At 73.5% G+C, this 17990-nt stretch carries 19 protein-coding genes; 10 read left to right on the top strand and 9 right to left on the bottom strand.

Going from position 1 to position 17990, the window contains the following annotated elements; all coding sequences use genetic code 11:
- Positions 1-66: 66 nt before the first annotated feature.
- Positions 67-900: a hypothetical protein gene (locus ACX9I7_RS16720; RefSeq protein ID WP_387566578.1), complete on the top strand. Its 834-nt coding sequence runs from the start codon at positions 67-69 to the stop codon at positions 898-900.
- A gap of 15 nt (positions 901-915) precedes the next feature.
- On the opposite strand, the gene ACX9I7_RS16715 is transcribed toward ACX9I7_RS16720, so the two are convergent.
- Positions 916-1425, bottom strand: coding sequence for a hypothetical protein (locus ACX9I7_RS16715; RefSeq protein ID WP_126915892.1), 510 nt, complete (start codon positions 1423-1425; stop codon positions 916-918).
- Between the two features lie 35 nt (positions 1426-1460).
- Between ACX9I7_RS16715 and ACX9I7_RS16710 the strand changes: the two genes are divergently transcribed.
- Positions 1461-2462, top strand: coding sequence for a DMT family transporter (locus ACX9I7_RS16710; RefSeq protein ID WP_459387787.1), 1002 nt, complete (start codon positions 1461-1463; stop codon positions 2460-2462).
- A 3-nt stretch (positions 2463-2465) separates the two neighbouring features.
- Here ACX9I7_RS16710 and ACX9I7_RS16705 read toward each other — a convergent pair whose 3' ends face one another.
- Positions 2466-3581: a magnesium and cobalt transport protein CorA gene (locus tag ACX9I7_RS16705; RefSeq protein ID WP_459387786.1), complete on the bottom strand. Its 1116-nt coding sequence runs from the start codon at positions 3579-3581 to the stop codon at positions 2466-2468.
- 497 nt (positions 3582-4078) lie between these two features.
- Here ACX9I7_RS16705 and ACX9I7_RS16700 point away from each other — a divergent pair, with 497 nt between their 5' ends.
- The 4 genes from ACX9I7_RS16700 to ACX9I7_RS16685 all read left to right on the top strand — a co-directional run bounded on the left by ACX9I7_RS16700 (position 4079) and on the right by ACX9I7_RS16685 (position 7184).
- Positions 4079-4678 (top strand): suppressor of fused domain protein, encoded by a 600-nt coding sequence (locus tag ACX9I7_RS16700; protein WP_358624256.1) that lies wholly within the window; start codon positions 4079-4081, stop codon positions 4676-4678.
- A 108-nt stretch (positions 4679-4786) separates the two neighbouring features.
- Positions 4787-5428 (top strand): DUF6758 family protein, encoded by a 642-nt coding sequence (locus ACX9I7_RS16695; protein ID WP_126915895.1) that lies wholly within the window; start codon positions 4787-4789, stop codon positions 5426-5428.
- Between the two features lie 81 nt (positions 5429-5509).
- A complete protein-coding gene (locus ACX9I7_RS16690; RefSeq protein ID WP_459387785.1) occupies positions 5510-6373 on the top strand; it encodes a PHP domain-containing protein in 864 nt (287 codons plus the stop codon).
- Positions 6374-6578: 205 nt separating this feature from the next.
- A complete protein-coding gene (locus tag ACX9I7_RS16685; protein WP_126915897.1) occupies positions 6579-7184 on the top strand; it encodes a MarC family protein in 606 nt (201 codons plus the stop codon).
- Positions 7185-7261: 77 nt separating this feature from the next.
- Here the strand turns inward: ACX9I7_RS16685 and ACX9I7_RS16680 are convergent, their stop codons facing one another.
- Positions 7262-7414: a hypothetical protein gene (locus tag ACX9I7_RS16680; protein WP_164737832.1), complete on the bottom strand. Its 153-nt coding sequence runs from the start codon at positions 7412-7414 to the stop codon at positions 7262-7264.
- Between the two features lie 234 nt (positions 7415-7648).
- Here ACX9I7_RS16680 and ACX9I7_RS16675 point away from each other — a divergent pair, with 234 nt between their 5' ends.
- The gene (locus ACX9I7_RS16675) at positions 7649-8428 is read left to right on the top strand and encodes a VOC family protein (protein WP_387566563.1); all 780 of its coding nucleotides are present in this window, start codon (positions 7649-7651) and stop codon (positions 8426-8428) included.
- Here the strand turns inward: ACX9I7_RS16675 and ACX9I7_RS16670 are convergent.
- Positions 8425-9300 (bottom strand): alpha/beta fold hydrolase, encoded by an 876-nt coding sequence (locus tag ACX9I7_RS16670; RefSeq protein ID WP_459387784.1) that lies wholly within the window; start codon positions 9298-9300, stop codon positions 8425-8427. The two genes, ACX9I7_RS16675 and ACX9I7_RS16670, sit on opposite strands and share 4 nt — an antisense overlap.
- A gap of 166 nt (positions 9301-9466) precedes the next feature.
- Positions 9467-12199, bottom strand: coding sequence for a DEAD/DEAH box helicase (locus tag ACX9I7_RS16665; RefSeq protein ID WP_459387794.1), 2733 nt, complete (start codon positions 12197-12199; stop codon positions 9467-9469).
- A gap of 517 nt (positions 12200-12716) precedes the next feature.
- Between ACX9I7_RS16665 and ACX9I7_RS16660 the strand changes: the two genes are divergently transcribed.
- Positions 12717-13451 carry a ferritin-like fold-containing protein gene (locus tag ACX9I7_RS16660; RefSeq protein WP_126915901.1) on the top strand — a complete coding sequence of 245 codons (735 nt, stop codon included), beginning with the start codon at positions 12717-12719 and terminating at the stop codon, positions 13449-13451.
- A gap of 64 nt (positions 13452-13515) precedes the next feature.
- Here ACX9I7_RS16660 and ACX9I7_RS16655 read toward each other — a convergent pair whose 3' ends face one another.
- The 4 genes from ACX9I7_RS16655 to ACX9I7_RS16640 form a co-directional block, all read right to left on the bottom strand.
- On the bottom strand, positions 13516-13794 hold the full coding sequence (locus ACX9I7_RS16655; RefSeq protein ID WP_189451565.1) for a hypothetical protein: 279 nt from the start codon (positions 13792-13794) through the stop codon (positions 13516-13518).
- Positions 13795-13996: 202 nt separating this feature from the next.
- The gene (locus ACX9I7_RS16650) at positions 13997-14224 is read right to left on the bottom strand and encodes a DUF3107 domain-containing protein (RefSeq protein WP_126915902.1); all 228 of its coding nucleotides are present in this window, start codon (positions 14222-14224) and stop codon (positions 13997-13999) included.
- A 192-nt stretch (positions 14225-14416) separates the two neighbouring features.
- Entirely contained in the window at positions 14417-15049 is a 633-nt protein-coding gene (locus ACX9I7_RS16645; RefSeq protein WP_126915903.1) for a TetR/AcrR family transcriptional regulator, read from the bottom strand.
- A gap of 182 nt (positions 15050-15231) precedes the next feature.
- Positions 15232-15459, bottom strand: a complete 228-nt coding sequence (locus tag ACX9I7_RS16640) for a hypothetical protein (protein WP_126915904.1) — start codon at positions 15457-15459, stop codon at positions 15232-15234.
- Positions 15460-15612: 153 nt separating this feature from the next.
- Here ACX9I7_RS16640 and ACX9I7_RS16635 point away from each other — a divergent pair, with 153 nt between their 5' ends.
- Together ACX9I7_RS16635 and ACX9I7_RS16630 are read left to right on the top strand one after the other, a co-directional pair.
- Positions 15613-16605 (top strand): alpha/beta fold hydrolase, encoded by a 993-nt coding sequence (locus ACX9I7_RS16635; protein WP_387566555.1) that lies wholly within the window; start codon positions 15613-15615, stop codon positions 16603-16605.
- The gene (locus tag ACX9I7_RS16630; protein WP_387566552.1) at positions 16598-17962 is read left to right on the top strand and encodes a DUF3152 domain-containing protein; all 1365 of its coding nucleotides are present in this window, start codon (positions 16598-16600) and stop codon (positions 17960-17962) included. Before ACX9I7_RS16635 ends, ACX9I7_RS16630 begins: the two co-directional genes overlap by 8 nt.
- Positions 17963-17990 lie beyond the last annotated feature (28 nt).

Here is a 17990-nt window from a genome sequence, read left to right as displayed (position 1 = left end):
CCGCCCGTCGGCGGCCCGGGTACGCTGCGCCGTAGCCCACCGGTGACCGGAGGACAGGAGCGACAGGTGCGAACGCGGAACGCGGCTCTCGTGGGAGCCCTGTGCGTCGGCCTGTCGGCCGTGCTCACGGCCTGCGGCGGCGGAGCCGAGGACCCGGACGCGGGGACCAACGGCGTCGGCAAACTCGAACCCGCCGCCATCCAGGACAAGGCCCGCGCCGCCGCGCGCGGCGCCGATGCCGTCCACCTGTCCGGCAACGTCGTCAGCCAGGGCCGCACCTACCGCATCGACATGCGGCTGAAGAAGAACGGCGGCACGGGCCGGGTGTCCTCCTCCGCCGCCAGCTCCTTCGAGCTGCTGCGCGTGGGCGACGACCTCTACCTCAAGGCGCCCGCCGGGTTCTGGGCCAAGGGATCCACGCCCGCGCCCTCGAAGGCCCCCGCCGCCGGCGCCACGGCCAAGCCGGACGCGGCGGCCGCCGCCGGCAAGCTCGACGACAAGTACGTCAAGGTGCCGGGCGACGACCCCGCCTACCAGCAGTTCCGGGGCTTCACCGACAAGGACGTCCTCCTCGACGGCCTCCTCGCCCTCCACGGCACCCTCGCCCGGGGCGACCACGGCACGGTCGGCGGCGTCCGCACCATCCGCGTCGCGGGCGCCAAGGGCGGCGGCGGCACGATGGACGTCTCCCTCACCGGCACCCCGTATCCCGTGCGGGTACAGCGCGCGGGCGGCGCGGGCCAGCTGGAGCTGGACGGCTGGGGCAAGGACTTCGCCCTCGCCGTCCCCGACAAGAACCAGACCGTCGACTACGGCAAACAGCTGCGCATCCCCTCGGGCGGCACCCTCCCGTCCTCGGGAGCGGGCTCTTCGGGAGAAGGCGCGAACCCGGGCACGTGACGTACGGGGTGGCGCTCAGCGCCCCGCGCGGCGCCCCCGGCGCAGCAGCCGCGGCAGCGCCGCCGGCATGGGCTCGCGCGTCGTCGCCGGCGTCGCCAGCGGAACCGCCACCAGGGAACCGTCCGGCAGCTCCGCGGTGGCCCCGGACGGCGTCAGCCGCAGCACCCGGCACTCCTCCGCCCAGCGGTCCTCCAGCCGCTCCGCGTCGGGCGCGTTGAGCCGCTTGCCCTTCAGCTCGGCGACGGCCGCCGCCCACTCCTCCCCGCGCGCCGGGAGCTCGCTCACCGACGCCGTCCAGGAGACCAGCCGACCGCCCTTGTCCTTGCTGCGCACGGTCACCGTGGCCGTCGCGCCCTCGGCGAGCCCCAGCTCGTCCACGGGCTGCTCGCCCGGACCGCCCACGAGGTGCGCGGCACCCTCGTGCCAGACGTGCCACAGCGCCCGGCTGGGCCCGGCCGGACCCTTCACCCAGATGAGGCCGGACTTCTTCGTGGCCTCTTCGATCAGCGCCTGCGTCATCGTCATGCGCCCTACCTTACGCACGCGCCTAGGCTGGGTCCGTGAGTGCTGCCCGCGCGCGACGAGACGCGATACCGACGCCCAGGACGACCACCGGACCGGCGAGCCCGGAGGAGGCCCCCGGCGTATCCGGCGCACCGGGGGCGTCCGTCCGTACCGAACTCCTCCTCCTCGCCGTCGCCATCGCCGGCGTCTCCCTCTCCGCGCCGCTGATCGCGGCCACCGCCGCGCCCGCCCTGGCCATCGCCTTCTGGCGCAACGCCATGGCCGTCGGCGCGCTCACCCCCGTCGTCCTGCTCCGCCCCCGCCACCGCGCCGAGCTGCGCGGCATCGGCCGGCGGACGGCACTGCTGGCCGTCGCAGCCGGGGCGCTGCTCGCCGTCCACTTCGGGGTCTGGCTGCCCAGCCTCCAGATGACCTCCGTCGCCTCGTCCACGGCGCTGGTCACCACCACGCCCATCTGGACCACCCTGCTGCTGCGGCTGCGCGGCCACCGTCCGCCAGCGCTGGTCTGGGCCGGCACCGCGCTGGCCTTCCTCGGCGTGCTGACGCTCACGGGCGTCGACCTGTCCCTCTCCCCGCGCGCCCTCGCCGGGGACGGCCTCGCGCTCGCGGGCGGCGTCGCGGCCGCCGGGTACGTCCTGCTGGGCGCGGAGGTGCGCCGGACGGTGGGCACGGTCGCCTACACCTCCATCTGCTACACGACCACGACCGTGCTGCTGCTCGCCGCGTGCCTGGGCGGGGGAGTGTCCCTCGGCGGCTACAGCGGGGAGACCTGGCTGAAGCTGGCGGTGCTCACGGTCGCGGCCCAGCTGCTCGGCCACTCGCTGATCAACAGGGTGGTCAAGGGCCTGGGCCCGTCCGTCACGTCCACGGCGATCCTGCTGGAGACGCCGGGGGCCGCGCTGATCGCGGCGCTGTGGCTGGGGCAGGAGCCGCCCGTCGTGGCGTATCCGGCGCTGGCCGTGATCATGGCGGGCCTGGCGCTGGTCATCATGGGCGGCCGGAAGAAGGCCCCGGTCCCACCGGAGTCCGGGGTCTAGCCGCTACAGCCAGCCGTTCCTCTTGAAGCCGCGGTGGATGGCGTAACAGATCACGACGGTGACCACCATGACCGTGGGGTAGCCGTACTTCCACTGCAGCTCCGGCATGTACTTGAAGTTCATGCCGTACACGCCCGCGATCATCGTCGGCACGGCGAAGATCGCCGCCCAGGACGTGATCTTGCGCATGTCCTCGTTCTGCGCCACGGACGCCTGCGCGAGGTTGGCCTGGAGGATGGAGTTCAGCAGGTCGTCGAAGGAGACCACCTGCTCGTGGACGCGCGCCAGGTGGTCGGCGACGTCGCGGAAGTACTTCTGGATGTCCGGGTCGACCAGCCGCATCGGCCGCTCGCTGAGCAGCTGCATCGGCCGCATCAGCGGGGTGACCGCGCGCTTGAACTCCAGCACCTCGCGCTTGAGCTGGTAGATGCGGCCCGCGTCGCCGCCCCGCCGGCTGCCCTTGCTGGGCTCGGAGAAGACGTCGATCTCCACCTCGTCGATGTCGTCCTGCACGGCGTCGGCCACGGCTATGTAGCCGTCGACCACCTGGTCGGCGATGGCGTGCAGCACGGCCGAGGGGCCCTTGGCGAGCAGCTGGTCGTCCTCCTCCAGCCGGTGGCGCAGGGCGCGCAGCGAGCCCTGGCCGCCGTGCCGGACGGTGATGATGAAGTCCGGGCCCGTGAAGCACATCACCTCACCTGTCTCCACCACCTCGCTGGTGGCGGTGAGTTCGGCGTGCTCCACATAGTGGATGGTCTTGAAGACGGTGAAGAGCGTGTCGTCGTAGCGCTCCAGCTTGGGCCGCTGGTGGGCGTGGACCGCGTCCTCCACGGCCAGCGGGTGGAGCCCGAACTCGCGGGCTATCCCCGCGAACTCCGCCTCCGTGGGCTCGTGCAGCCCGATCCACGCGAACCCGCCGGAGTTCCGCACCCGGCGCAGCGCCTCGGCGGGACTGATGAGTTCGCTGACCCGCTTGCCGTCGCGATAGACGGCGCTGTCCACGACGGCGCTGCTGACCGAGGCGTCACGGGTGGTGCCGTAGCCGCCACCGCCGCTCTTGTCGGGCACCCGGCGCAGGGCGGGGCGGACTACGGCACGCAGGTCACGGATCATCGACATGGCTGGCTCCTTCACGGGCCGGCCGCCGGCCACGACGCGGGCGCAACGCTGCCTGGAAGGAGGACGTGGCCGGGCGCCCTGGGCGCAGGGGAGCACGTCCGCAAATCAGGTGGCGCTTCGCGCGGTGCGTGCGACCGGCGACAGTTCGCGGAGAGTTCGCAGAGGACTGCGGAGAACACGGAACAAAGCGAGGGCAGGCGCTCTTCCGTCAAGTGCCGCGGGCGTGAAGGGACTTCCGGGATTCGATCCGGCGAGAAGGGCCGGTCACGGAAGGCCTCGGGTCACGGGGTGACGCGCGTCCGGGGCGAGGAGACGGGAGAACTGTCGGTACTGCACGGTCGACTAGGATCCACCGCAGCCCCACCTCCTCCGGCCGGTCCCCGCGTAAGGGACGATCGTCACGCCTGGACCAGAGGCCGAGGCGAGTCAAGGCTAGCAGTCGCCCGACACGTCAAGGCCCCGCTTTGCCTGTTCGATACGCGTTCTATGCTCACTGCATGTCAGACGTTCTCGCACTGGTCGAGGCCCGGCTGCTGACGGCCCTCGGTGAACCCGACGCGCGCGCCGCGATCACTTTCCTGGGCACCGACCGGATCGAGGTCCTCCGGTTCGCTGCCTCCGACGACGCCGGGGACATCGTCCGCTACGCCACCCTCGGCATGTCCGCCCACCCCATGACCGACCCCACGGCTTCCCTCGCCGACCCCCTGCGCGGCCCCCGTGCCGAGCTGGTCCTCTCCGTGCGCGCCGGCCGCGCCGACACGGACAAGGTGCTCCGCCCGCTCGCCGTCCTCGCCGCGTCGCCGCAGGTGGAAGGGCTCGTGGTGGCACCCGGCGCCTCCTTGGACACCGGAGAGCCGCTCTGGCCCGGGGCGCCCTTCACCTCCGTGCTCGTCGCCGGGTCCGGCGGCCTCGTCGAGGACCTGGAGCTCGACGCCCCGCTGGACCCCGTCCGCTTCCTCCCCCTGCTGCCGATGACGCCCAACGAGGCCGCGTGGAAGCGCGTCCAGGGCGCCGCCGCCCTGGAGGAACGGTGGCTGCGGCACGGCACCGATCTGCGCGACCCGCTGCGCGCCGGGGTGCCGCTCGGCGACTGACGGCGGCCGGCCCGCCGGACGCCGGTGTCCCGAAGGGTGGGAACGCCCCGACTCCGGACGGGTGATCGTCCTTGACGCGGGGGCGCCCTGGTAGGACCGTTGGAGGCTATGAGGGGCGAACCCAGTTGCCCGAAGTGCGGTGGCCGGGTGCGCGCGCCCGGTCTCTTCGCCGACTCGTGGCAGTGCGCCGTGCACGGCACCGTGCACCCTCTGCAGCCGGTCGTCCCGCCCAGCGTCGAGGCACTGGGCGTCGCGGTGGGGCGCGCCCGGGTGCCGGTCTGGATGCCCTGGCCCCTGCCCGTCGGCTGGCTCTTCACCGGCGTGGCCTGCGCGGGCGACGACCGCTCCGGCGCGCGGGCGACCGCCGTCGCCTGCTCCGGGCCCAGCCCGCTGGGCGGCCCCGGCGAGCTGCTGCTCGTCGCCGAGGAACTCGGCGTCGGCCTCGGCGCGCGCTACGCCGGCGTCGACGGCCCCGACCCCGGCCCGTACCTCCGCGTCGACCTCTCGCCGCACGCCAAGGTCCACGCGGCGGGGCGGCCCACGCCGCTCTGGCACGTCGAGGGCGCCCCCGGCGACCGCGCGGTCTTCGCGGGCGAGGCGCGGGGGCTGTGGCTCTGGGCGATCGTGTGGCCCGAGCGGTCGGGGCTGCTGATGTACGACGAGCTCGTGCTGACGGATCTGCGGGACGCCGGGGCGGAGGTCGACCTCCTGCCGTGCGGGGCGCTGTCGCCGCGGATCCTGTCGCCCTGAACCGGTGCTCCGCACCACCCCTCCCACGACCGTTATCCTGAATCGGTCCTGTCGTGTTCCGGTGCTGTGGGGAGTCGTGTCGTGCGCATCGATCTGCACACCCACTCCACGGCCTCGGACGGTACGGACACCCCCGCCGAGCTGGTCCGGAACGCAGCCGCCGCCGGGCTGGACGTCGTCGCGCTGACCGACCACGACGGGGTCGGCGGCCACGCCGAGGCCATCGCGGCCCTCCCCGCCGGGCTCACCCTCGTCACCGGCGCCGAGCTCTCCTGCCGCTTCGACGGCCCCGACGGCTTCAGCGTCCACATGCTGGCCTACCTCTTCGACCCCCATGAGCCGGAGCTCGCCCGCGAGCGCGAGCTCGTGCGCGACGACCGCGAACCGCGCGCCCGCGCCATGGTCGCCAAGCTCAACGAGCTCGGCGTGCCCGTCGCCTGGGAGCGCGTCGCGCGCATCGCCGGCGACGGGGCCGTCGGCCGCCCGCACGTGGCCACGGCCATGATCGAGCTCGGCGTGATCGACAGCGTCTCCGACGCCTTCACCTCCGAGTGGCTCGCCGGTGACGGCCGGGCCTTCGTCGCGAAGCACGAGCTCGACCCCTTCGAGGCGATCCGCCTGGTCAAGGCGGCCGGCGGCGTCACCGTGCTCGCCCACCCCCTCGCCCGGGGGCGCGGCCGCTGCGTCGACGAGCGGGGCATAGCCGAGCTGGCCGCCGCCGGCCTGGACGGCATCGAGGTCGACCACATGGACCACGACGCCGCCACCCGCGCCCGGCTGCGCGGCCTCGCCGCCGACCTGGGCCTGCTGCCCACCGGCTCCAGCGACTACCACGGCAGCCGCAAGAGCTGCCGCCTCGGCGAGTTCACCACCGACCCGGAGATCTACGGGGAGATCACGCGCCGTGCGACGGGCGCGTTCCCCGTCCCGGGCGCCGGCGGCTGACCACTTCGCGCTCCGGTCCCGGCCGTCCGTCCATGGACGTCCACGGGCGGGCGAGCGCGCCCGTACGTCCCTTCCCCCGCACCGCGTCGACGCGTACGCGGCGATCGTCCGAGGCGTACGAGCCGTTCGCGCACGCCCTCCCCGGCCCGGGCCCCTCCTACCTCCCCCCACCGCTCCTGCTCGCTCCGCAATCGCAAGGCCTCACGTGTTCGACATCGCTGTCTTCGGCTCCCTCTTCCTCACCCTGTTCGTGATCATGGACCCGCCCGGGATCACGCCGATCTTCCTCGCCCTCACCGCGGGCCGCCCGGCCAAGGTCCAGCGGCGCATGGCCTGGCAGGCGGCGACGGTCGCCTTCGGCGTGATCGCCCTCTTCGGCATCTGCGGCAAGCAGATCCTCGACTACCTCCACATCACCACCCCCGCCCTGATGATCGCGGGCGGACTGCTCCTGCTGCTGGTCGCGCTGGACCTCCTCACGGGCAAGTCGGAGGAGCCCAAGCAGACCAAGGACGTCAACGTGGCGCTCGTGCCGCTGGGCATGCCGCTGCTGGCGGGCCCCGGTGCGATCGTCTCGGTGATCCTCGCCGTGCAGCGCGCCGACTCGGTCGCCTCGCAGGTCTCGGTGTGGTGCGCCATCGCGGCGATCCACGTCGTGCTGTGGGTGGTGATGCGGAACTCGCTCCACATCATCCGTGTGATCAAGGACGGCGGTGTGGTCCTGGTGACCCGGCTCGCCGGCATGATGCTCTCGGCGCTGGCCGTCCAGCAGATCATCAACGGCATCACCCAGGTGATCCAGCACCACTGAGCCGCTTCCGCGCACATGCGGAACGCCCCCGTACGGTCGTCGTACGGGGGCGTTCGGCTTTCCGGAGCGCGTCGGCGCTACCGGACCGAGGAGTCGGCCGGGCGGATGTATATGCGTTGGCCGATGGAAGCGGCCTGCTGCACGATCCGGTTGACGGAGGCGGCGTCCACGACGGTGCTGTCGACGGCGGTGCCGTCGACGTCGTCCAGGCGCATGATTTCGAAGCGCAAGGCTTCTCCCTTCGTCTGATCCTCCTGCGGAGAACTGTGAACAGTGACGCGCGCGGCGACATTGCGGCGCGCGTTCCAAGAGTGTCCAACGAGTTTAACCCTCGAAACATTCCCTACGCTAAAGAAATTTTTAACGTGGCTAATGAGTGGGGCCGGCCGCGCGTGCCGGAGTGCGTTCGGGGGGAGCGAGTGGAACCCTGGAGACTCCCGGACACGGAAACGAGGCGATCGGCGATGGCGGCCACGGAGGGTGCCGGGCTGGGACAGCCCTGCTGGGTGAGCCTGCTGACCGCCGACCTCAAGGCGTCGCAGGACTTCTACGCGGCCGTGCTGGGCTGGACGTTCCGGGCCGGGTCGTTCGGCGAGGGCTTCTCCGTCGCCATCTCCGACGGCAAACCCGTCGCCGGGCTGAGCGACGCCGCCAGCAGCCTGGGCGTGGCCGTCTCCTGGACCTCGTACTTCGCCGTCGACGACGCCGACATGGTGGCCGCCCGGGTCCGGGAGCGCGGCGGCACGGTCGCCGTGGGCCCGCTCGCGGTCGGCCGCGGCCGGGTCGTCCTGGCGGCGGACCCGATGGGTGCCGTCTTCGGTTTCTGGGAGGGCGAGAACCTCCCCGGCTGGCGGATCGGCTCCGGCTCCGCGCCCGCCTGGCTGGAGCTCCGCACCCGTGACGCCTTCGCGGCCGCCATGTTCTACGGCGAGATCTTCGACTGGGCGATGGACCGCCCCGGCCGCTGCGAGGTCCGCTACGAGGACGACGCCGTGACCGTCCGCGCGGGCGGCCGCACCGTGGCCTCCCTGCGCGGCGGGGCCGTCGAGGCCGACCCCGACCCGCGCATCCGCCCCCGCTGGCACGTGTACTTCTGCGTGGACGACGTCGAGAAGGCCGTGGAGGCCGCCCTCGCCGAGGGCGGCGCGGTCGTCGCCGAGCCGTCCCGCTCACGGGTGGGCCGCGAGGCGACCCTGCGGGACCCCGAAGGCGGCCTCTTCACGGTCACGCAGAGGGCGGGCTAGGCCGCGTCGTTCCGGGCCGCGTCGTTCCAGAAGCGGACGAGCGCCTCGGCCGTGGCGGCGGGCCGCTCGGCGTTGGGGGAGTGGCCCGCGCCCCGGATCACCGTACGGACCGCCGAGAGCTTCTCGGCCATCGCGTCGATCTCCGGGACCGGCCAGGCGTAGTCCAGCTCCCCGGACACCACGTGCTTGGCCAGCGGCACCCGCGCCAGCTCGGCGGTGCGGTCCGGCTCGACCGTCAACTGCACGCCGGTGGCCATCAGTTGCTCGGGAACCGTGAGCAGCCAGCGCTGGTGGAGGAACTCCGTCAGCTCGGCGGGGGTGTCGAGGGCCGCCGCGGCCTCCGCCCCCTCGCGCTGCATCTCCTGCCAGACGCTCTCCATGTCCAGCAGGCCGAGGGCCTGGACGAGCAGCCGCGTACGGGCCTGCTGCGAGTCGGAGATCGCGCCGGGGCCGCTGCTCATGACGGTCAGCGAGCGGAAGGGCGACGCGTCCGAGAGGACGGCGGCGCGGGTGATCAGGCCGCCGAGCGAGTGCCCGAGCAGATGCACGTCGCCGCCGAGCGCGGCCGCCTGCGCGAGGACGTCGCGGGCCAACTCGTCCTGCGCGTACGCGGCCTCGTCGCGCGGGCCCGGGCTCTCGTGCTGCCCCCGCCCGTCCACGGCGACGACCCGGAACCCGGCCGCGGCGAGCGGTTCGAGCAGCGCGATGAAGTCCTCCTTGCTGCCCGTGAACCCGGGCACGAGGAGGGCGGTGCCACGGGCGCGGCTCGTGGGGGCCGGGCGGGCGTCGTGCACGGCGAACTCCCCGCGGGCGGTGGTGAGGAGGTATGCCTCGGCGCACGGCGGGAGGGCGAGGAAGGGGGGCCGGCTCATGGCACGAGGCTAGCGCGGGAGGTGGGCGGGGCCCTTTCCGGGTGCCGGGGCTGTTTGCGGGGGCTTCACCCCCGGGCCCCTTCGTGCCGAAACACGAGCGCCGGGGCGGGCTGGGATCAGCCCGCCCCGGCGCTCGGGGGCGACGCGCGTCAGCGCGGACCTGCTATCAGGCGTCGGCCTTCGGGGCCGCTGCCTTCCGGGTGCGCTTCGGCTTGGCCTCGGCGACGTCGGCCGTCGCTTCGGCAGCCTTCTTCGCGGTGGCACGGGTCCGCTTGGGGGCGGTTTCCGCTGCCTCGGCGGTGTCGGCGACCTTCTTGGCCGCGGCGCGGGTGCGCTTGGGCTTGGCCTCGGCCGCGTCGGCGGTGTCGACGGGGGCCTTGGCCGCCGTGGCGCGGGTGCGCTTCGGCTTGGTCGCCGCGACCTCGGCCGTGTCGACGGCCTCGGCGACGGCGACGGCCTTCTTGGCGGTCGCGCGGGTGCGTCGGGGCTTCGCCTCGGTCGCCTCGACGGCGTCCGTGACCGCCTCGGCGGTCTTGACCGCGCGGGTGCGCTTCGGCTTGGCCTCGGCCTCGGCTGCGTCGGCGGGGGCCTTGGCCGCCGTGGCGCGCGTGCGCTTCGGCTTCGCCTCGGCGGCTTCGGCGGTGTCGACGACGGCTTCGGCAGCCTTCGCCGCCGTGGCGCGGGTGCGCTTCGGCTTGGCCTCCACCGCTTCGGCGGTGTCGACAGCGGCTTCGGCAGCCTTCTTCGCGGTCGTGCGGGTCCGCTTGGGGGCGGTTTCCGCTGCCTCGGGGGCGGCCTCGGCGACGGCCTTCTTGGCCGTGGCGCGGGTGCGTCGGGGCTTCGCCTCGGTCGCCTCGACGGCGTCCGCGACCACCTCGGCGGCCTCGGCGACGGCCTCCGTCTTCTTCGCCGTCACGCGGGTGCGCTTGGGCGCGGCCTCCGCGACCTCGACGGCGTCCACGACGGCCGTCTTCGCCGTCGCACGCTTGCGCGCCGGCTTGGTCTCCGCCACCACCTCTGCCGTCTGGACGGCCTCGACGGTCTCGACGACCTCGGCGGTCTCGACCGCGGCGACGGCCTTCTTGGCCGTGCGTGTACGGGTACGGGCACGCTTCGGCTTCGCCTCGGTGGTGTCCACCGGGGCCACCGTCTCCACGGCCTCCGCCACGCGGGCGGCCGGGACGGCCAGGGCCGCCGCGGCGCTCTCGACGGTCTGGAAGTCAAGGGCGTCGTTCACCGGGGCGACGACCGGCCGCACGCGGCGGCGCGGACGGGCCGGAGCCTTGGGCTCCGCCGCCGGGGCGGCAGCCGGCGCGGCGGCCGGGGCCGGCGCGGCGGTCACGGCGGCGGGCGCCGCGGCGACGGGCGTACCCGTACCGCCACCCGCACTGCCACGCGTGCGGCGACGGCGACGCGGACGCGCCGGGGTCTCCGGGGCACCGGACACAGCGGTGGACGCACCCGACACGGCCTCGGTCACCGCGGCCGGCTCCGCCGGAGCCACGGGCGCGACGGTCGCCGCGGCCGCCGGAGCGTCCGCGCCGAGCGCCGTTCCGCCCCGCGTGCGGCGCCGCTGGCGCGGCGTACGGGCCGGACGCTCCTCCTCCACGCGATCGCGATCGCGGTCACGGCCGGCATCGCGACCACCGTCGCGGCCACCGTCGCGGCCACGACGGCCGCCGTCACGCCCGCGGCCACGGCCGCCGCCCACCTCGCCGAGGTCCTCGATCTCCTCGGCCGCGAGGCCGGCGAGGGTGCGCTCGGAGCGGGGCAGGATGCCCTTGGTGCCGGCGGGGATGCCCAGCGCCTCGTACAGGTGCGGGGACGTGGAGTACGTCTCCTCCGGCTCGTCGAACGACAGCTCCAGCGCCTTGTTGATCAGCTTCCAGCGCGGGATGTCGTCCCAGTCGACCAGCGTGACGGCCGTACCCGACTTGCCCGCGCGGCCCGTGCGGCCGATGCGGTGGAGGTAGGTCTTCTCGTCCTCGGGGGTCTGGTAGTTGATCACGTGCGTGACGTCGTCGACGTCGATGCCGCGCGCGGCGACGTCGGTGCAGACCAGGACGTCGACCTTGCCTTTGCGGAAGGCGCGCAGCGCCTGCTCGCGGGCGCCCTGGCCGAGGTCGCCGTGGACGGCGCCGGCGGCGAAACCGCGCCGGGTGAGCTGCTCGGAGATGTCGGCGGCCGTCCGCTTCGTACGGCAGAAGATCATCGCGCGGTTGCGGCCCTCCGCCTGCAGGATGCGGGCGACCATCTCCGGCTTGTCCATGTTGTGGGCGCGGAAGATGTGCTGCGCGATGTTGGCGTGCGTCTGGCCCTCGTCGTCCGGCGAGGTGGCGCGGATGTGCGTGGGCTGCGACATGTAGCGACGCGCGAGCGAGATGACCGCGCCCGGCATGGTCGCGGAGAAGAGCATCGTCTGGCGCTTGGCCGGGAGCATCGTGATGATGCGCTCGACGTCGGGCAGGAAGCCCAGGTCCAGCATCTCGTCGGCCTCGTCGAGGACGAGCGCCTTGACGTGGGCGAGGTTCAGCTTCTTCTGGCCGGCGAGGTCGAGCAGTCGGCCGGGGGTGCCGACGATGACGTCGACGCCCTTCTTGAGGGCCTCGACCTGGGGCTCGTAGGCGCGGCCGCCGTAGATCGCCTGGACGCGGACGTTGCGGACCTTGCCGGCGGTGAGGAGGTCGTTGGTGACCTGCTGGCAGAGCTCACGGGTGGGGACCACGATGAGCGCCTGCGGGGCGTCGGTCAGCTGCTCGGGCTTCGCCCGGCCGGCCTCCACGTCGGCGGGGACGACGACGCGCTCCAGCAGGGGCAGGCCGAAGCCCAGGGTCTTGCCGGTGCCGGTCTTGGCCTGGCCGATGACGTCGGAGCCCGAGAGGGCGACCGGAAGCGTCATCTCCTGGATGGGGAACGGATTCACGATGCCTACGGCCTCGAGGGCCTCGGCGGTTTCGGACAGAATCCCAAGATCGCGGAAAGTGGACAGAGTCTTGCCTCTTCTGTGAGACGCGGCGCGAGGCGGCGAAGGGGGTCGTACGTGAGGGACGTACGGACCGCGCCGGGGTACTGAGCCGGCCACCGGATGGGGCCGGGCGCGGCGCGGGACCACTGCCTTCGCTCGAGCACACGTGCCGCGAGCGGATCCCTCCAGGTACGCACGACTCGTGCGCACCCCGCGGAGGGCGGTCGGTTGTGTGGAAGCCGATCGGGCCACCGACCGGGCATCCGCTGGAGTCCTGGAGACCTGCCTCCAGAAGACACAGCATGAGGTGGGCCGGCCGAATACTCGGCTGGCCTATTAGCACTGTACCCCGGAAAGGCGCATGTGTGTCCGGACAATCCCGTGTCCGGATCGGGATGAACTGTCTGACCAGGGGGTTCGCCGTGTCGTACGGCGGGCTATCGTTCGCTGCATGGAGACGCCCGACACACCCGAGAACGCCACCGAGCCCACCGGAATCGCCGCCCAGGACTGGGCCACGGCCTCCGCCGACCCGCGGTACCGGGCGGCCGTCGTGGATCTGCTCGGCGCCCTCGCCTACGGTGAGCTGGCCGCCTTCGAGCGGCTGGCGGAGGACGCCGCGCTCGCGCCCAGCCTGGACGACAAGGCCGCGCTGGCCAAGATGGCCGCGGCCGAGTTCCAGCACTTCCAGCGGCTGCGGGACCGCCTGGAGGCGATCGACGCGCCGCCGACCCCCGCGATGGAGCCCTTCGCCGCCGGTGTGGACGAGTTCCACCGGCTGACCGCGCCCTCGGACTGGCTGGAGGGCCTGGTCAAGGCGTATGTGGGCGATTCCATCGCCAGTGACTTCTACCGCGAGGTGGCGGCGCGGCTGGACTCCGACACCCGGGCGCTGGTGCTGGCCGTGCTCGACGACACGGGCCATGCCTCGTTCGCGGTCGAGAAGGTGCGGGCGGCCATCGAGGCCGACCCCCGCGTGGGCGGGCGGCTCGCGCTCTGGGCGCGCCGGCTGATGGGCGAGGCGCTCTCGCAGGCGCAGCGCGTGGTCGCCGACCGTGACGCCCTGTCGACGATGCTCGTGGGCGGGGTGGCCGACGGCTTCGATCTGGCCGAGGTCGGGAAGATGTTCTCCCGGATCACCGAGGCGCACACCAAGCGCATGGCCGCGCTGGGCCTGGCGGCATAACAGGCGCCGGAGCAGCGGGACGGTCAACGCTCACCACCGGTATCCCGTCGCGGGCCCGCGGTCGTCAGGCCGTGGCCGAGCGGCGGGGCCGGCCGGTGGGGCGCAGCAGCAGCGAGAGCAGCGCGACGCAGACGCCCAGGGAGACGCCCAGCGTGGCGAGGGTGTGGCCCGGGCCCAGCACGGAATGGCCCAGCAGGGCGCCGAAGAGGGCCGCGCCCGGCCCGGTGGACAGGGCCAGGCCCCGGGAACGGATCTGCCCGAAGCGCGCGGGAAGCCAGCGCAGGGCCGCGTAGGAGACGGCGAGGCCGATGAGGACCGAGCCGAGCGCTTCCCAGAGGATCATGCTCAATACCCTCCCAGTGAGGTGGCCGAGAAGCGGGGTGCAAATCGGTCGTAGCGGTCTTACCCCGGGTCCGCCCCGGGCAACCCTCGGCCACGATCCCGGTACGCCCCTGTCGCCGGCCCCGTACCGGATACGAACAACGGCGGGGCCCCGGTGAATTCCACACCGGGGCCCCGCCGTTCGCATTCCGCCGGGCAGCGGGTCACATCGCGCCGAAGCCGACCTTACGGGTCGTCGGCTCGCCGATCTCCACGTACGCCAGGCGGTCGGCCGGCACCAGGACCTTGCGGCCACGGTCGTCCGTCAGGCTCAGCAGCGCGGACTTGCCGGCGAGCGCCTCGGCCACCATGCGCTCGACTTCTTCGGCAGCCAGCCCGCTCTCCAGAACGATCTCGCGGGGCGCGTGCTGCACGCCGATCTTGACCTCCACGGTCTGTCCCTCCGAAGGTTGGGGTCCCCCATGGCTGAGCCCAGGGGAGGGGTGCGCGGACCAGCCGCGCCGTACGTTGCACACATTAGCCCGGTACGGGCGGTCCGCCGGGCCCCGTCCGCACGCTCGCAGCGAACACACGGGACACGCCCGGCCGCGGGGTGCGGCACGGCGGCCGGAGCCCCGCCGGGGCTACTCGGGCGCGACCTTGGGGAAGCCCGCGATGCCCCGCCAGGCCAGCGACGTCAGCAGCTGGACGGCCGTCTCGCGCGGCACGGCGCTCTCGCTGGAGAGCCAGTAGCGGGCGACCACCTGGGAGACGCCGCCGAGGCCCACGGCCAGCAGCATGGCCTCGTCCTTCGACAGGCCGGTGTCCTCGGCGACGACCTCGCTGATCGCCTCCGCGCACTCCAGCGAGACCCGCTCGACGCGCTCGCGCACGGCCGGCTCGTTGGTGAGGTCGGACTCGAAGACCAGCCGGAAGGCGCCGCCCTCGTCCTCGACGTAGGCGAAGTAGGCGTCCATGGTGGCCGCCACGCGCAGCTTGTTCTCGTTGGTGGAGGCGAGCGCCGTGCGGACCGCCTGGAGCAGGTTGTCGCAGTGCTGGTCCAGCAGGGCCAGGTAGAGGTCCAGCTTGCCCGGGAAGTGCTGGTAGAGCACCGGCTTGCTCACGCCCGCGCGCTCGGCGATGTCGTCCATCGCGGCGGCGTGGTACCCCTGCGCCACGAAGACCTCCTGGGCCGCGCCCAGGAGCTGATTGCGTCGGGCTCGGCGCGGCAGGCGTGTGCCCCGCGGGCGCGCCTCGGTCTGCTCGATGGCTGTCACGCCGCCTCCCATGTCGTTTTTTGTGCTCCCCCCGGCGGCAGCCGGGAGGTGCCCGGTGTGCACGCGCCCGCCATCGTACTTTTGGGTAACCGGGGCGTGCGCGGTCGGAGCGGAGAATTTCACGGACCGGACGCTGTGGGAAATCGACAAATCGCCGATTATCGGCACAGGTGCCCCGCGGGTCAGCGGTAGTCGTCCTCGTCCAGCTCCACCACCCGGGCCTGTTCCGCACGGTCCGCCTCGTTCGCCGCGGCCGGGTCGACGTGCGTCAGCGGGTCGTCCTCGTGCGGGGACAGGTCCGCGTGCTGCTCGGCGGCGTCCGCCTCCGGGGTCTCCGCGTCGAACTCCATGGCGACCTCCTCTTCGTCCGCTTCTTCGAAGGTGTCCGGGTCGGTCGGGTCGACAGGCATGAGTGGGATCCCTTCCGGTATCCGGTATGAGCGCCCCTCTTACTCCTTGATACTCCCTGTTGGGCAGCCTAGGAGAGAGTGCCCCGCACCGCCAGGCGATCTGTGACCCCCGCCACAAGGGTCCCGGCGTGATCGTCTCGTAACATTGCCCGCATGTCATCGACCGAGTCGCCGGACACCGGTGCCGTGCCCGTCGTGCCGCCCACGCGGTCCTCGCGGGTCAGCCCGGGGGAGGTGCTGCGCACGGTGGCCCTGCCCGGGGTCACGCTGACCGTCCGCGCCCGCCCGCCCGTCCGCGCCGGGCTGGCCCCCGCGCTCTTCGTCCACGGGCTCGGCGGCTCCTCGCAGAACTGGTCCGAGCTGATGGACAAGCTCGCCGACACCGTCGACGGCGAGGCCCTCGACCTGCCGGGCTTCGGTGACGCGCCCCCGCCGGAGGACGGCGACTACTCCATCACGGGGTACGCCCGCGCGGTCATCCGCCACCTCGACGCCGGCGGCCGCGGCCCCGTCCACCTGTTCGGCAATTCGATGGGCGGCGCCGTCGCCACCCGCGTCGCCGCGGTGCGGCCCGATCTCGTCCGCACGCTCACCCTCGTCTCGCCCGCCCTGCCCGAGCTGCGCCCCCAGCGCACGGCGGTGCCCACCGGGCTGCTCGCCGTGCCCGGCGTCGTCTCCCTCTTCGCCCGGATGACGAAGGAGTGGACGCCCGAGCGCCGCACCCGCGAGGTGCTCGCCCTCTGCTACGGCGACCCCGCCCGGGTGACGCCCGAGGGCTTCGCCCTGGCCGTCGCCGAATACGAGCGGCGCCTGCGGCTCCCCTACTTCTGGGACGTCATGGCCCGTTCGGCGCGCGGCATCGTCGACGCGTACACGCTCGGCGGACAGCATTCGCTGTGGCGTCAGGCGGAGAAGGTCCTTGCCCCTACTCTGCTCGTGTACGGAGTGCGCGATCAGCTCGTGTCCATCCGCATGGCCCGCCGCGCGAGCAAGGCTTTCCGCGACTCGCGGCTGCTGACGCTTCTCGAGGCGGGGCATGTCGCGATGATGGAGGACCCGGACACGGTGGCTCGCGCCTTCCGGGAACTGCTCGCGGACACCGCCACGACACCGACACCGGAACGGAGCGCCCCGCCCCGTGGGTAAACACAGCGCACGCGCCGACCGGCCCCCCTACGGGGGCGCCGCGGGCGCGGCCCCCGGCTCGGGCCGCCGCCGCACCGACGGCGGGCCCGGCCCCGCGGCCTCGCTGCCCGACGCCGGGCAGCCCGTGCCCGGTCCCGGCCCGGGGCGCCGGCGCGGTACCGCCTCCGGCAGGGAGGCCGCGGAGCTCGCCGCCGATTTCGACGCGGGCTTCGACCGCGAGTACGACGCCGGCTACCACGCGGGCTACAGCTCGGGCTTCACCCCGCAGGCGGCGGCCGAGCCGCGCGAGCCGGTGCTGGGCTGGGGCGTCATCGGCGCCCAGCGCGCCCAGGCGGCCCCCGGCGCGGCCGAGCCCGCCGCCCCGCCGGCCGGGTTCACCCGCTACACCACGGGATACGCGACCGACGACGCCCTCCACGGTGACCCGCTCCGCACGGTCCCGGCCCCCGCCTCCGCACCGTCGGCCGACGCCGCTCCGCCCGTGACGCCCGTCCCGCCCCGGCCCCGCCGTGAGGGCGGGCGCGCGGCGGTCCGCGATGCCGGGGCCCGCGGCGGACGCGGGCGGACGGTGATCGGCGTCGCGGCGGCCGTGGTGACGGCCGTCCTCGCGGTGACGGTGACCACCCAGCTGCGCGACGGCGGGGACGACGCGGCACGGGCGCGCGCCGCGGACGTCGGCAAGCGCGTGGACCCCGAGGCGGCCTCGCGCTCCGACAGCAGGCCCACGCCCAAGGGCGGTGCCGAGGTGCCCGCCACGTACGAGCAGAAGATGGCGAAGAAGTACCCGCTGGAGGCCGACGCCGGGGCCTCGGGTGAATTCGTGACCGTGGCGGGCCATGACAAGGCCCCCGGTAAGGGTGATGTTCTCCGGTACCGCGTTGACGTGGAGAAGGGGCTGCCGTTCGACGGCTCGCTCTTCGCCACAGCCGTCCACCGCACCCTCAACGACGACCACAGCTGGGGCCACGGCGGCAAGCGCACCTTCGAACGCGTCTCCTCCGGCGACGCCGACTTCGTCGTCACCCTCGCCAGCCCGAAGACGACGGCCGCCTGGTGCGCCAAGTCCGGCCTGGACACCACGGAGGACAACGTCTCCTGCGACTCGGCCGCGACCGACCGGGTGATGATCAACGCATATCGCTGGGCCCAGGGCTCGCAGACCTTCGGCGACCGGATGCACGAATACCGGCAGATGCTGATCAACCACGAGGTCGGCCACCGCCTCGGCCACGACCACGAGACCTGCCCCAAGGAGGGCGCGCTCGCGCCCGTGATGATGCAGCAGACCAAGTTCCTCACGACCGACGGGAAGACCTGCCGCCCCAACGCTTGGCCCTTCCCCGGGTCCGATTCCTGAGACGTCCGGTCTCGCGACCTGAGACACC

The sequence above is a fragment of the Streptomyces sp. L500 genome (assembly GCF_054551825.1).
Note: the sequence above shows the minus strand (reverse complement) of the source record. Positions and strands in the feature narration are given on the sequence as shown.

Excerpts from the sequence above, each read along its gene's own strand:
- ACX9I7_RS16715 (WP_126915892.1), bottom strand. The coding sequence starts at position 1,425 with ATGACGATGACGCAGGCGCTGATCGAAGAGGCCACGAAGAAGTCCGGC.
- ACX9I7_RS16705 (WP_459387786.1), bottom strand. The coding sequence starts at position 3,581 with ATGTCGATGATCCGTGACCTGCGTGCCGTAGTCCGCCCCGCCCTGCGC.
- ACX9I7_RS16700 (WP_358624256.1), top strand. The coding sequence starts at position 4,079 with ATGTCAGACGTTCTCGCACTGGTCGAGGCCCGGCTGCTGACGGCCCTC.
- ACX9I7_RS16695 (WP_126915895.1), top strand. The coding sequence starts at position 4,787 with ATGAGGGGCGAACCCAGTTGCCCGAAGTGCGGTGGCCGGGTGCGCGCG.
- ACX9I7_RS16675 (WP_387566563.1), top strand. The coding sequence starts at position 7,649 with ATGGCGGCCACGGAGGGTGCCGGGCTGGGACAGCCCTGCTGGGTGAGC.
- ACX9I7_RS16670 (WP_459387784.1), bottom strand. The coding sequence starts at position 9,300 with ATGAGCCGGCCCCCCTTCCTCGCCCTCCCGCCGTGCGCCGAGGCATAC.
- ACX9I7_RS16665 (WP_459387794.1), bottom strand. The coding sequence starts at position 12,199 with ATGACGCTTCCGGTCGCCCTCTCGGGCTCCGACGTCATCGGCCAGGCC.
- ACX9I7_RS16660 (WP_126915901.1), top strand. The coding sequence starts at position 12,717 with ATGGAGACGCCCGACACACCCGAGAACGCCACCGAGCCCACCGGAATC.
- ACX9I7_RS16655 (WP_189451565.1), bottom strand. The coding sequence starts at position 13,794 with ATGATCCTCTGGGAAGCGCTCGGCTCGGTCCTCATCGGCCTCGCCGTC.
- ACX9I7_RS16640 (WP_126915904.1), bottom strand. The coding sequence starts at position 15,459 with ATGCCTGTCGACCCGACCGACCCGGACACCTTCGAAGAAGCGGACGAA.
- ACX9I7_RS16635 (WP_387566555.1), top strand. The coding sequence starts at position 15,613 with ATGTCATCGACCGAGTCGCCGGACACCGGTGCCGTGCCCGTCGTGCCG.